Origin of the sequence: Pseudomonas pergaminensis, from assembly GCF_024112395.2 — a bacterium.
In the GTDB taxonomy this organism is placed as follows: domain Bacteria; phylum Pseudomonadota; class Gammaproteobacteria; order Pseudomonadales; family Pseudomonadaceae; genus Aquipseudomonas; species Aquipseudomonas pergaminensis.
Window position 1 is genome coordinate 3,893,800 of sequence record NZ_CP078013.2, and the last position, 12,451, is coordinate 3,906,250.

The 12,451-nt window shown below is 62.0% G+C and carries 12 protein-coding genes; 7 read left to right on the forward strand and 5 right to left on the reverse strand.

Translation table 11 applies throughout. From position 1 onward, the window contains the following. Positions 1-15: 15 nt before the first annotated feature. On the forward strand, positions 16-1,260 hold the full coding sequence (locus KUA23_RS17530; protein ID WP_012724728.1) for a saccharopine dehydrogenase family protein: 1,245 nt from the start codon (positions 16-18) through the stop codon (positions 1,258-1,260). A 211-nt stretch (positions 1,261-1,471) separates the two neighbouring features. On the opposite strand, the gene KUA23_RS17535 is transcribed toward KUA23_RS17530, so the two are convergent. Then, the gene (locus KUA23_RS17535; RefSeq protein ID WP_078048886.1) at positions 1,472-2,251 is read right to left on the reverse strand and encodes an IclR family transcriptional regulator; all 780 of its coding nucleotides are present in this window, start codon (positions 2,249-2,251) and stop codon (positions 1,472-1,474) included. A gap of 215 nt (positions 2,252-2,466) precedes the next feature. On the opposite strand from KUA23_RS17535, the gene KUA23_RS17540 reads away from it, so the two are divergent. The 4 genes from KUA23_RS17540 to KUA23_RS17555 are packed head-to-tail and all read left to right on the forward strand — an operon-like array spanning position 2,467 to position 5,928. Beyond that, positions 2,467-3,249: an ABC transporter substrate-binding protein gene (locus KUA23_RS17540; protein WP_078048887.1), complete on the forward strand. Its 783-nt coding sequence runs from the start codon at positions 2,467-2,469 to the stop codon at positions 3,247-3,249. Next, the gene (locus tag KUA23_RS17545; RefSeq protein ID WP_034106261.1) at positions 3,246-3,914 is read left to right on the forward strand and encodes an amino acid ABC transporter permease; all 669 of its coding nucleotides are present in this window, start codon (positions 3,246-3,248) and stop codon (positions 3,912-3,914) included. Before KUA23_RS17540 ends, KUA23_RS17545 begins: the two co-directional genes overlap by 4 nt. Continuing rightward, on the forward strand, positions 3,911-4,663 hold the full coding sequence (locus KUA23_RS17550) for an amino acid ABC transporter ATP-binding protein (protein WP_252992519.1): 753 nt from the start codon (positions 3,911-3,913) through the stop codon (positions 4,661-4,663). The genes KUA23_RS17545 and KUA23_RS17550 overlap by 4 nt, the downstream gene beginning before the upstream one ends. Next, positions 4,660-5,928, forward strand: coding sequence for an NAD(P)/FAD-dependent oxidoreductase (locus tag KUA23_RS17555; protein WP_252992520.1), 1,269 nt, complete (start codon positions 4,660-4,662; stop codon positions 5,926-5,928). Before KUA23_RS17550 ends, KUA23_RS17555 begins: the two co-directional genes overlap by 4 nt. A 279-nt stretch (positions 5,929-6,207) precedes the next feature. Here the strand turns inward: KUA23_RS17555 and glsB are convergent, their stop codons facing one another. Further along, the gene (glsB, locus tag KUA23_RS17560; protein ID WP_025856146.1) at positions 6,208-7,116 is read right to left on the reverse strand and encodes a glutaminase B; all 909 of its coding nucleotides are present in this window, start codon (positions 7,114-7,116) and stop codon (positions 6,208-6,210) included. Between the two features lie 55 nt (positions 7,117-7,171). Next, positions 7,172-7,516, reverse strand: coding sequence for a hypothetical protein (locus KUA23_RS17565; RefSeq protein ID WP_252992521.1), 345 nt, complete (start codon positions 7,514-7,516; stop codon positions 7,172-7,174). 90 nt (positions 7,517-7,606) lie between these two features. Between KUA23_RS17565 and KUA23_RS17570 the strand changes: the two genes are divergently transcribed. Next, positions 7,607-7,954 carry a hypothetical protein gene (locus KUA23_RS17570; protein WP_078048891.1) on the forward strand — a complete coding sequence of 116 codons (348 nt, stop codon included), beginning with the start codon at positions 7,607-7,609 and terminating at the stop codon, positions 7,952-7,954. Positions 7,955-8,816: 862 nt separating this feature from the next. Here KUA23_RS17570 and KUA23_RS17575 read toward each other — a convergent pair. After that, the gene (locus KUA23_RS17575; protein ID WP_252992522.1) at positions 8,817-9,227 is read right to left on the reverse strand and encodes a hypothetical protein; all 411 of its coding nucleotides are present in this window, start codon (positions 9,225-9,227) and stop codon (positions 8,817-8,819) included. 110 nt (positions 9,228-9,337) lie between these two features. Here KUA23_RS17575 and KUA23_RS17580 point away from each other — a divergent pair, with 110 nt between their 5' ends. Then, the gene (locus KUA23_RS17580) at positions 9,338-10,192 is read left to right on the forward strand and encodes an AraC family transcriptional regulator (protein ID WP_252992523.1); all 855 of its coding nucleotides are present in this window, start codon (positions 9,338-9,340) and stop codon (positions 10,190-10,192) included. Here KUA23_RS17580 and KUA23_RS17585 read toward each other — a convergent pair. Then, positions 10,169-12,451, reverse strand: coding sequence for a molybdopterin guanine dinucleotide-containing S/N-oxide reductase (locus tag KUA23_RS17585; RefSeq protein ID WP_252992524.1), 2,283 nt, complete (start codon positions 12,449-12,451; stop codon positions 10,169-10,171). The genes KUA23_RS17580 and KUA23_RS17585 overlap by 24 nt on opposite strands.

Sequence of the window (12,451 nt, forward strand, 5' to 3'; positions counted from 1 at the left end):
GGAGAGATAAAGCAATTGAAAAAGAACGTTCTTATCATTGGTGCAGGAGGTGTCGCCAAGGTGGTGGCCCACAAGTGCGCGCAGCACAACGACGAACTCGGTCGTATTGCTATCGCGTCGCGCAACATCTCCAAATGCCAGGCCATCATCGACAGCGTCAAGGCCAAGGGTAGCCTCAAGGTTCCCGCCGACATCCAAGCCTTCGCGCTGAACGCCCTGGACGTGGAAGCGACCAAGGCCCTGATCCGCGAGACCGAATCGCAGATCGTCATCAACGTCGGTTCCGCGTTCCTCAACATGTCGGTCCTGCGGGCCTGCATCGACACCGGCGTTGCGTACCTCGACACCGCCATCCACGAAGAGCCGGGCAAGGTCTGCGAGACCCCGCCGTGGTACGGCAACTACGAGTGGAACCACCTGGAAGAGTGCAAACAGAAGAACATCACCGCCATCCTTGGCGTGGGCTTCGACCCGGGTGTCGTCAACGCGTATGCCGCGCTGGCGCAGCAACAGCATTTCGACCGCATTGATTCGATCGACATTCTCGACGTCAATGCCGGCTCCCATGGCAAATACTTCGCCACCAACTTCGACCCGGAAATCAACTTCCGCGAATTCACCGGACAGGTGTGGAGCTGGCAGAACAGCCAGTGGACCAGCAACACCATGTTCGAAGTCAAACGCACCGACGACCTGCCAGTCGTGGGTTCGCAGAACCTCTACCTCACCGGCCACGATGAAGTGCACTCGCTGTCGAAAAACCTCGACGTGCCCAACGTGCGTTTCTGGATGAGCTTCGGCGAACACTACATCAACGTGTTCACCGTGCTGAAAAACCTCGGCCTGCTCTCCGAAAAACCGGTCACCACCGCCGAAGGCCTGGAAGTCGTGCCGCTGAAACTGGTCAAGGCCGTGCTGCCCGACCCGTCTTCGCTCGCGCCTGGCTACACCGGCAAGACCTGCATCGGCGACCTGGTCAAAGGCACCAAAAATGGCCAGCCCCACGAGATGTTCATCTACAACGTGGCGTGCCATGAAGAAGCCTTTGCCGAAACCGACAGCCAGGGCATCTCCTACACCGCTGGCGTTCCACCGGTAGCCGCTGCGCTGCTGGTCGCCCGTGGCGAGTGGGACGTGAAGCACATGGCCAACGTCGAGGAACTGCCGGCTGAGCCGTTCCTGAAAGCGCTGGATGTGATGGGATTGCCGACTCGCATTAAAGACGAGCACGGTGATCGCGCTTGGGATGCGATTGCCTGATAGGCGATAGCTGCCCCAACAAAAAAATGCGCCCTTAGGGGCGCATTTTTTGTTGGGGCGTACACACTTCTCAAACCCAATAGAATTTCAAATGTGGGAGCGGGCTTGCTCGCGAATGCGGTGGGTCAGAAAAGAATAGGCTGACTGACACACCGCATTCGCGAGCAAGCCCGCTCCCACAGGGGATCTCTAGTGAATTTGAAATAGCGGGTTATTCCAGGTTCCGCGCCGAATTGCTCAACGCCCGCGAACACTGCAACAACGCCGGCGCCAGCTGCCGCTCGGCATCCGCTCTGCTCCACCGACTGGTCGGTGCCACCACATGCACCGCTGCCACCGGGCGGCCATTGGCGCCCAGCACTGGCGCACCGATGGTCATGTCGCCCAGGAACAGTTCCTGGCCGTTCACTGCGTAGCCCTGTTCGCGCACCTGTTGCAGCGACTCCAGGATCTTGTCGACTTCAGTCAAGGTCTGGCTGGTGTGCGCAATGCGCTGGCTGTTCTCGATCAACACCAGCGCTTCCTCCTGCGGCAACGCGCTCAAATACGCCCGCCCCGACGCCGTGCAATACATCGGCACCCGCGAGCCGATCGGCATGTGCACGGGCACGAAACCCGAGCTGACAAAACGCGCGATGTAGGTCATGTCGTAGCCAGCAGGCTCGGTAAGGCACGACGTCTCGCCGGTCAGTCGGGTCAACTCCGATAGAAACGGGTTGGCCACTTCGATCAACGAATGCGCATCCAGGTAACTGAAGCCCAACTCCAGCACCCGGGGTGTGAGTTGGTAATGCCGTGTGCGGGAGTGTTTCCGAAGGTAACCCAGGCTTTCGAGGGTAAACACCATGCGCTGGGCCGAGCTTTTGGTCATGCCGGCGGCCTCGGCCACCTCTGCAAGGCTCATGCTGCGGCGCTGGGCGCTGAATGCCTTGAGCACCGACAGGCCTTTTTCCAGGGATTGGTTGTGCAGGCTGTTGCGTTCTTCGGACATGGCGGACTCGTGGTCAGGTCGATTAGGCGTAGCGATATTTCTACCTTAAACCACAAAAATAGACCACTTAATATCGCATACCGATACGAACTGTTCATTACGTCGACTTTCAACACCGTTATACGATTTTTATCAATCGAAATGGCACAGAGCTTGCGATTTCATCAATAACCGCTCGCGGTACTGACGATCCGTTTTCCTTCTGGAGTAACCCGATGAACAGTCTTTCGCCCTTGTTTCGCCGCCTTGCCTTCGGTCTCTGCGCCACGCTCTGCGTCAGCGTTGTGCACGCCGAGAGTGCGTCCTCGTACAAAGTCGGTGCGACGGCCAGTGGTTCGCCGTTTACCTTCCTCGACATCAAGAGCAACAGCATCCAGGGCGTGATGGTTGATGTGGCAGAGGCCGTGGGCAAGGCCGGCGGTTTCACCAGCCAGATCGAGCAGACCAACTTCGCCGCGCTGATCCCCTCCCTCACGTCCGGCAAGCTCGACTTCATTTCCGCCGGCATGCTCAAGACCGAAGAGCGCACCAAGGTGGTCGACTTCAGCGCCCCGGTGTATGCCTACGGTGAAGGCCTGATCATCAATGCCGACGACAACACGGCCTACCCCGACCTCACGCCCCTCAAGGACCAAGTGGTCGGCGTGCAGGCCGGCACCGTCTTCTACGACCAGTTGAACAAGCTCGGGATCTTCAAGGAGATCCGCACCTATGACTCCATCGGCGAGATGGTCCGCGACCTGTCCCTGGGCCGCATCAAGGCCGCCGTGGGAGACCAGCCCGTGGTGGCCTACCAGATCCGCCAGAAACTGTTCAAAGGCGTGAAACTGGCCCCCGACTACAAGCCCACCAACGTCGGCGAAGTGTGCCTGGTGGTGCGCAAGGGCGATGCGCAAACCCTCGAACGCTTGAATACAGCCATCGCCAGCATCAAGGCAGATGGCACCCTCGACAGCATCCTCAAGAAGTGGGGACTTGATACCCAGGTGCGCCCATGAACCCGGCGGAGTTCCTGCAAAACGCCCAGGACTTTTTGCCGATCCTGCTGCAAGGCGCCTGGGTGACGATCCAGATCACCGTGCTGTCATTCCTGCTCAGCAGCGCCATCGGCCTGGTGCTGGCGTTGCTCAAGCTGTCGCCGATCCGTGCGCTGTCATGGACCGCGAGCACCATCATCAACGTGATCCGGGGCCTGCCGATCATTGTGCAGCTGTTCTACATCTACTTCGTGCTGCCCGACATGGGCGTGCACCTCACCGCGTTCTACGCGGGCGTGATCGGCATGGGCATCGCCTACTCGGCGTACCAGGCCGAGAACTTCCGCACCGGCATCATTGCCGTCGAACAGGGCCAGCGTGAAGCCGCCGAAGCCTTGGGGATGCGCTCGGCGCTGATGATGCGTCGGGTGATCCTGCCGCAAGCGTTTCGCATCGCCCTGCCGCCGTATGGCAACACCCTGGTGATGATGCTCAAGGACTCGTCGCTGGTCTCCACCATCACCGTCGCCGAGATGACCCGCCAGGGCCAGCTGATTGCATCGTCGACCTTCCAGAACATGACCGTCTACACCCTGGTCGCCCTGCTCTACCTGCTGATGAGCCTGCCGCTGGTGTATGGCCTGCGTCGCATGGAACAGCACCTGGGCCGGAGGAAAAAAGCATGATCGAGATTCGCCAACTGCAAAAACACTACGGCAGCCACCGCGTGCTGCACGGTGTCGACCTGGACGTGGCCAAGGGTGAAGTGGTGTGCCTGATCGGCCCCTCGGGCTCGGGCAAATCCACCCTGCTGCGCTGCATCAACGCGCTGGAGGCCTATGACGGCGGACACATCCACGTGTTCGGCGAAACCGTGAAGCGCGCCAGCAAGACCGTGCACGCCCTGCGCAGCCGCATGGGCATGGTGTTCCAGCGCTTCAACCTGTTCCCCCATCGCACGGTGCTGGAAAACGTGATGGAAGGCCCGGTGTATGTCAAAGGCGAGCCGCCCAAGCAGGCCCGCGAAGAAGCCCTGGTGCTGCTGGAAAAAGTCGGCCTGAGCGCCAAGGCCGATGCGTACCCGGAGCAACTCTCCGGCGGCCAGCAACAACGCGTGGCCATTGCCCGCGCCCTGGCGATGAAACCCGAAGCCATGCTGTTCGACGAACCCACCTCGGCCCTCGACCCGGAACTGGTCGGTGATGTACTGGCGGTGATGCGCACCCTGGCGGATGAAGGCATGACCATGATCGTCGTCACCCACGAGATGGGCTTTGCCCGCGAAGTGGCCGACCGCGTGTGCTTCCTGCACGGCGGCTACATCGTCGAAAGCGGCGCGGCCGAGCACGTGCTGGGCAACCCGCAACATCCGCGTACCCAGGACTTTTTGCGACGGGTGCTGCACCCCACTGGCGACACGCGGAGCCTGTCATGAAGTCATTGTGGTCGGCGACTGCGCCTTCGGTGGTACCGACGCCTGCGTTGAGCGAATCGGTGAAGGTGGACGTGGCGATTGTCGGTGCCGGCTATACCGGCCTATCGACGGCGCTGCACCTGGCCGAACGCGGCGTGAGCGTGTGCGTGCTGGAAGCCAACGAGCCGGGCTGGGGCGCGTCCGGGCGCAACGGTGGGCAGGTCAACCCCACGCTCAAATACGACCCTGAACAGCTGGTTCAGATGTACGGACCGGAGCGCGCCGAGCCGCTGATTTCGACCGTGTCGAATTCGGCAGACCTGGTGTTCAGGCTGATCGAAAAACACGGCATTGATTGCGCGCCGGTACGCAAAGGCTGGATGCAGGTGTCCTACAGCGAAAAAGGCGTCGCCGGGCTGCACGCACGGGCAGATCAGTGGGCCCGGCGCGGTGTGCCGGTGCAACGCCTGGAGGCGGCGGCGGTGGCTTCACGCATGGGCAGTGACGCCTTTGCCGGCGGTTGGCTGGATGGCCGCGCCGGTGCCATTCAGCCGTTGGCCTATGCCCGTGGATTGGTGGGCGCGGCGCTGGCAGCGGGTGTGCGGGTTCATGGGCAAAGCGCAGTGACGGGCTTGCAACGCCACGGTTCGGGCTGGCAGTTGCAGACGGCCGGCGGCGCACAGGTGAGCGCCGATCAAGTGGTCCTCGCAACCAATGGCTACAGCGGCAACCTGTGGCCGGGCATGGCGCAGAGCATCCTCGCGGCGAACAGTTTTATCGTCGCCACCAAACCCTTGAGTGGGCGCGCGGCGGACAGCATCTTGCCGGGCCAGGAGACCGTCTCCACCGCACAAAGGCTGCTGCTGTACTTTCGCAAAGACAGCCATGGCCGTTTGCTGATGGGCGGGCGCGGGCTGTTCAACGACCCCACTTCACCCACGGATTTCGCCCACTTGGAACGCTCGCTGGCATTGCTGTTTCCGCAATTGGGACGGTTGGAATTCGAGTATCGCTGGGCCGGGCGTATCGCAATCACTCGCGACTTCATGCCCCATGTGCACCAGCCCGCGCCGGGGCTGACCTTGGCGCTGGGCTGCAATGGCCGGGGGATCGCACTGTGTACCAGCCTGGGGCAGCAACTGGCGGGCAAGTTGTGTGACAGCCAGGCGGAGTTCGCCTACCCGGTGACGCCGCTGCAGCGCTTGCCGATGCACGGGTTGCAGCGGTTCTATATTGGGGCGGGTGTGGCGTGGTACAGCTTGTTGGATCGGCTCAATGTGAGCTGAACCCGCCCCTCATGTGGGAGCGGGCTTGCCCGCGATGGCGGTGTGTCAGCCACGGGATGTGCTGGCTAATGGACCGCTTTCGCAGGCAAGCCAGCTCCCACACTGGGTCTGCTTTTTTCTGGAAGACCGAGTATTCAATATTCATCCCCCTCATCGCCCCTGATTCTGGCGGCGAGCGCCTGGGCAATGGCCGGGTCCTTGTTTCTGATGCTCGATCTGTTCGTAAAACCGCGCAAAGCCTGGTGATTTTTGGGGGGGTGGGGATTGTGGCAATTGCCATCAAAACACCGACCACCCAATCCGCTCACTCAACAACTCCAACGCCTTCATCCCCGCCAGTGAGTTCCCCGCTGCATTCAGTTCCGGCGACCACACGCACACCGTGAACTGCCCCGGTACCACCGCGACGATCCCGCCGCCGACCCCGCTTTTGCCCGGCAACCCCACGCGGTAGGCAAAATTGCCCGCCTCGTCATACAGCCCACTGGTGGCCATGATGGAGTTGACTTGCTTGGTCTGCCGCGCGGTCAACACCTGTTCGCCGCTGTGGGCGCTCACGCCTTCGTTGGCCAGGAAGCTGAAGGCCCTGGCCAAGTCCAGGCAGCTCATCTGCAGCGCGCAGTAGTTGAAGTAGCTGTGCAGCACCGCGTCCACGTCATTGTGGAAGTTGCCGAAGGATTTCATCAGGTAGGCCATGGCCGCGTTGCGCGCGCCGTGCTGGGCTTCGGACTCGGCGACGACGCTGTTGACCAGGATCTGCGGGTTACCCGACAGGCGCCGGACGAAGTCGCGCATCGACAAAATCGGCACGGCGAAACGCGATTGGTTGATATCGCAGATCACCAGCGCGCCGGCATTGATAAATGGATTGCGTGGACGGCCGCGTTCGAATTCCAGTTGCACCATGGAGTTGAACGGTTGCCCCGAAGGCTCGTGGCCCAGGCGTTCCCAGATGGTTTCGCCACCGTGGTCGATGGCCTGCACCAGGCTGAACACCTTGGAGATGCTCTGCACCGAGAACAACGTGTCGGCATCACCGGCGCAATAGGCCGAGCCGTCGTTGCCGTACACGGCGATCCCGAGTTGGTTGGCGGGCACGTCAGCCAGCGCGGGGATGTAGTCGGCGACTTTGCCGAGGCCGATCAGGGGGCGCACTTCGTCGAGGATCGACGAGAGCATCGCCTGCATGTCTTGTCCTGTCATCTGTCTTTGAATCGGTGGTAAGCGGGCCGCGGAGGATACTTCAATGCGCGCGGAAGCCCCACACAATCTCTACCACCCGCTCGGCAACCACCAGGTAAAACACGATCAACAATAACTGCAGCGCCAAGTGATAACGCAGCCTGGCGAGCCGGCGGATGCCGTCACTGACGTTCAAGAGCATGAGCAGCGTGGACAGGATGATCAGGCCCCAGCCGGCCACGCTGGAGGCGAACACGCCGATAAACAAGTCACGCTGCCCAAGCAATGTGTTGGTCCCCGCCGCAAACAGCAGTGCACACACCAGCAGGTTTTTCACGTTGTCGAAAATCTGCGTGCTCAGATCGTTTTCCAACAACGCCATATACCGTTTCCATAACGTGCGCATGGCAAGTACCGGGTAGGGATCGCTCGTCAATCAAAGTAGTCCAATTGCCCGTACACTGCACCGTTGCGCTTACTCCACGAGGACTTTTGCATGAAATTGATGATCGGCCTGGCCGCCCTGCTGCTGGTATCGGCCTGCTCCACCGCCTCCCACCCTACCCCGCCCGCCCAGGATGCCACGGCGTCCGAATGCCTGGCCGGTGGCGGCACCATGAAGCAAGTCGGCAAATTGCAGAGCTGGAAATGCATTACGCCGTACAAGGACGCGGGCAAGGCCTGTACTGATTCGAGCCAGTGCGAAGGCGAGTGCCAGACCAGCGTCACCACCCAGTCCGGCAACGGCCCGGTGACGGGCGCGTGTCAGGTGGACAACGGGCACTTCGGCTGCTCGGCGACGGTGGAGAAAGGTCAGTTGGGCCGGGCGATCTGTGTGGACTGACTCGCTATCCTGTAGGAGCTGGCTTGCCAGCGATGGCGGCCGGACAACCGGCCGCTATCTACCTGTCACCCCGCGACTCAAAAATGTGGGAGCTGGCTTGCCTGCGAAAGCGGCCTGACAGCCGACCACTCTCCAACTGTCCCCCCCGCGATCCAAAAATGTGGGAGCTGGCTTGCCTGCGAAAGCGGCCTGACAGCCGACCACTCTCCAACTGTCGCCCCCGCGATCCAAAAATGTGGGAGCGGGCTTGCCTGCGAAGGCGGCCTGACAGCCGACCACAATCTAACTGTCACCCCGCGATCTAACTGTAGGAGCTGGCTTGCCTGCGAAGACGGCCTAACTGCCGACCACTCTCTAACTGAAGCCCCGCGATCCAAATGTGGGAGCTGGCTTGCCTGCGAAAGCGGCCTGATAGCTGACCTAGATGTTGGATCTGATCGGGTACATATCCGTTATTTAGGTAACGGCTGCTATGGGTTCCGCCCTTACGGCGGGTCACTTTGGAAAAGCCCCAAAGTAACCAAAGGGCTCTTGCCCCAACACTCGGCACCTCGCCTAGGCTCGGTGTGCCCGTAATCCGACAGGGATTTGGGGGGCCGCCGCCACGCGCCATCCATGGCGCGGGGCGGCTAAACCGGCATCCCTGCCGGTTTACCCCCCAAATCCCTGTCGAATTCCGGCCAGCGTGTTTGATGGGGCGCCTGAGATCAAAAGCAAGATCAAGATCAAGATCAAGATCAAGATCATGATCAAGATCAGGAGCAGGAACAGGAGCAGGAGCAGGAGCAGGAGCAGGAGCAGGAGCAGGAGCAACATCAAGAGCGGCTCGCTTCGCATCGTGGTTAGCGGGGCAGGCTAGCGTTTAGAAGTACGCCACATCCGACACCCGTTCATCCAGCACGTCCCGCGCCAGTGCCCAGGCCTGGTCCTTGGACTCCACCACCAGCAGCGGGTACCCCCAGGCCTTGCCGAACATTACCGCAAATGGCTTGAGCGCCAGGCGCTGCGCGGCACTGGGCTCTACCTGGATCATGCCTTTGACGTAGGTGCGCAGCGCCTGCTTGTTTTTCTTCATCCAGATCGATGCTTGCTTGCGTTCCTCATGGGAGTGTTCGTGATTGTTTTCGTCCACGGATTTTTCGTGCAGCAGCAGGAAGGGTTGCTGGCGCGCAAGCAGGCTTTCGAAGACCCCGAAGGCATCCTCCTGCCCACCCTCGTTGGGTGCGTCAAACACGATTTTCACCACCGGGAATGTTGTGCTGTCGAGTCGCATGGCGGAGCTCCTTGTTGAGAATTGATCTCACTATAAAGGCCCGACCACTGGACGGCATTGCACAGAATAGCCAGACTGTTTCGCAATCCGGCCAACCTGCGAGACCCGTCATGAAGCATCACCGTCTGGACATGCGCGACCCGCTGATGCCCAAGGGCGCCGATGTGTTCCCCCGCGCCGTGGTGGCGGTGGGCGCCACCAGTACGTCGGACACCTGGGAACATGCCCAGCACGCCCACCGCAAGGGTCAGTTGATGTACACCCTGCGCGGGGTGATCCTTTGCGAGATCGAAGCGGGTATCTGGATCGTGCCACCGCAGTGCGCACTGTGGATTCCCGGCGGCACGTCCCATGCGGCGCGCGGGTCTGGCGAAGCGGAGGTGTATTGCCTGTTGATCGACCCCGACGCGGCGTGCGCCCTGCCCCCGCAATGCTGCACTTTGGCGGTGTCGGGCCTGCTGCATGAGCTGATCAGCAAGGCCGTGAGTTTCCCGCAGCTGTATGACGAACACGGCGCCCAGGGGCGTTTGATCAATACCCTGCTGGATGAGCTCGCCGCCGCCCCCGTTGAAGCCTTGCACCTGCCCATGCCCCAGGACCCGCGCTTGCGCCGCCTGGCCAACAGCCTGTTGGCCGAGCCGTCGGACAAGGCGACCCTCGGCCAATGGGCGGTGCGCATCGGCATGAGTGAACGCAGCATGACGCGCCTGCTGCTGGAGGAACTGGGCCTGAGCTTCGGCCGCTGGCGCAGGCAATTGCATGTGATCCTGTCGTTGCAGCGCCTCGCCAAGGGCCAGAGCGTGCAAACGGTCGCGCTGGACCTGGGTTATGAGAACGCCAGCGGCTTTATCACCATGTTCCGCAAGGCCGTGGGGCAGCCGCCGGCGCGCTACCTGGCGGACCGCGCCGGGGTGTTCAGCCCGCCCCCAGGCGCTATTCCGCTAAAGGAGCCCCGGCACGAGTAGTGGCGGCACAAACGCGGTGACTTGCGGCAACGGCTGGTCCCACTTCACCACCTCCACCGTGGCCGTCTGCGCCGAACAGCCCTGGGACAGGCTGGAGGCGCCGACATCGGCAGTGATCATGTTGGGGTTGCCGTGCTTGTCCAGGCTGTTGCGCTGCCCTGGAGTCTGCGGGTCGAACCAGGCGCCGGTGGCGATCTGCACGACACCCGGACGGATGTCATGGGAGACAATCACCCCAGCCAGGAACGCCCCCCGTCCATTGAACACCTTGACCACATCACCGTCGCCAATGCCCCGCGCCCGCGCATCGTCCGCGTTGATGGTCAGCGGCTCGCGCTGCTGGATCTTCGACGCGCGGCTGTAGCTACCGTGGTCGTACTGGCTGTGCAGGCGTGTCTTCGGCTGGTTCGACAGCAGGTGCAGCGGGTAGTCCGGCACAGGTTTGTCCAACCACACCGGATGGCCAGGGCAGTCGGCATAACCAAAGCTCGCAATGCGTTCGGAAAACAGCTCGATACGTCCCGAGGGCGTGGGCAAAGGATGAGCGAGCGGATCGTCACGAAAGGCCTTGAGCAGTACTGTATCGGTGTCGGGATAGGCCACTTCGAACACGCCGTCACGCCAGAACCGATCGTAGTCCGGCAGCTCGATGCCCTGTTCTTCAGCGCGTCCACGGGACTCGTCGTAGATAAAACGCAGCCACTGCCCGGCGTCACGGCCTTCGGTGAAGGTGCCGCCAAACCCCAGGCGCGCGGCGATGTCAGCAAAGATCGAGTAGTCATCCCGCGCCTCGCCGACCGGTGCGATGGCTTGCTGCATCGCCAGCATGAACCGGTCCGACGCCGAACTGCCGATATCGTTGCGCTCCAGGGCGGTCGTGGCCGGCAGTACGATATCGGAATACTTGGCCTGGGCGGTCCAGTACTGTTCGTGGACGATCAGGGTGCGCGGTTTTTTCCAGGCCTCCAGCAAGCGATTGAGGTCCTGGTGATGGTGGAAAATATTGCCGCCAGCCCAGTACACCAGGTGAATATCCGGATACGCCTGGCGCTTGCCGTTGTAGTCGAATTCGGCGCCGGGGTTAAGCAGCATGTCAGTGATGCGTGCCACCGGAATGAACGCCTTCACCGGGTTGAGCCCCTGGGAAAACCTTGGCCCGGAGAAGCCTTTGCGGCCGCTGCCCGTGTTGTTCATGCAGCCGTAGCCCAGGCCAAAGCCGCCGCCGGGCAAGCCGATCTGGCCGAGCAGCGCCGCCAGGGTCACGGTCATCCAGAAAGGCTGCTCGCCGTGCACCGAGCGCTGCAGGGAATAGGCGATGTTGATCATCGTCCGCTGGCGGCCCATGCGCCGGGCGAGGTCGATGATCTGCTGCGCGGGGATATCCGTCAGTGCCTCTGCCCACGCGGGGTCTTTCGGTTGACCATCAGTGTCGCCGAGCAGATAGCCGCGAAAGCGGTCGTAACCCACGGTGTATTGCTGAATGAACGCCTCGTTGTGCAGGCCTTCCGTCACCAGCACATGGGCCAGCGCCAGCATCAATGCGGTGTCGCTGCCGGGGCGGATCGGCAGCCATTGGTTGAGGGCCGGGCCGCTCAGGTCACCGCGCAACGGGCTCACGTTGACGAACTGCACGCCAGCCGCCGACATCGCCGCCAACGCCTCGGTCAGCAAGTGATCACTGGCGCCACCGGGGCTGGTCTGGGCGTTCTTGGCTGGCAGCCCGCCGAACGCCACGAACAGCTCGCAGTGTTCGGCGAGGTTTTTCCAGGAAGTGTGCGCCGCCAGCAGCCAGTCCATATTGCCGACGATATGCGGCATCAACACCCGCCCGGCACCGAGGCTGTAGCTGTCGGTGCTGGCGACATAGCCGCCGAACTGGTTGAGAAAACGGTGCAACTGGCTTTGTGCATGGTGGAAACGCCCGGCGCTGCCCCAGCCGTAGCTGCCACCGTAGATCGCCTGGTTGCCGTGTTCGGCCTTGACCTTGTTCAGCTCACGGGCGACCAGGTCCAGGGCCACGGCCCAGGAGACCTCGACAAACGGCTCCTGGCCCCGCAGTTCGGGGTGCGAGCCGGGCTCGGCCAAATAACTGCGGCGCACGGCAGGCCGCAGGATGCGCGTCGGCGAGGTGATGGCGTCGGGGATTGACGCACCGATGGGCGACGGGTCTTTGTCCCAGTCCACCGGCGTCATCGCCTGCAACTTGCCATCGACGACCTGCGGACGATAGGCGCCCCAGTGCAACGAAGTGAAGGTCAT

Coding starts and splice junctions, on each gene's coding strand:
- KUA23_RS17535 (WP_078048886.1), bottom strand. CDS start 2,251: ATGTCCGAAGAACGCAACAGCCTGCACAACCAATCCCTGGAAAAAGGC.
- KUA23_RS17540 (WP_078048887.1), top strand. CDS start 2,467: ATGAACAGTCTTTCGCCCTTGTTTCGCCGCCTTGCCTTCGGTCTCTGC.
- KUA23_RS17545 (WP_034106261.1), top strand. CDS start 3,246: ATGAACCCGGCGGAGTTCCTGCAAAACGCCCAGGACTTTTTGCCGATC.
- KUA23_RS17550 (WP_252992519.1), top strand. CDS start 3,911: ATGATCGAGATTCGCCAACTGCAAAAACACTACGGCAGCCACCGCGTG.
- KUA23_RS17555 (WP_252992520.1), top strand. CDS start 4,660: ATGAAGTCATTGTGGTCGGCGACTGCGCCTTCGGTGGTACCGACGCCT.
- glsB (WP_025856146.1), bottom strand. CDS start 7,116: ATGCAGGCGATGCTCTCGTCGATCCTCGACGAAGTGCGCCCCCTGATC.
- KUA23_RS17565 (WP_252992521.1), bottom strand. CDS start 7,516: ATGCGCACGTTATGGAAACGGTATATGGCGTTGTTGGAAAACGATCTG.
- KUA23_RS17570 (WP_078048891.1), top strand. CDS start 7,607: ATGAAATTGATGATCGGCCTGGCCGCCCTGCTGCTGGTATCGGCCTGC.
- KUA23_RS17575 (WP_252992522.1), bottom strand. CDS start 9,227: ATGCGACTCGACAGCACAACATTCCCGGTGGTGAAAATCGTGTTTGAC.
- KUA23_RS17580 (WP_252992523.1), top strand. CDS start 9,338: ATGAAGCATCACCGTCTGGACATGCGCGACCCGCTGATGCCCAAGGGC.
- KUA23_RS17585 (WP_252992524.1), bottom strand. CDS start 12,451: ATGACCTTCACTTCGTTGCACTGGGGCGCCTATCGTCCGCAGGTCGTC.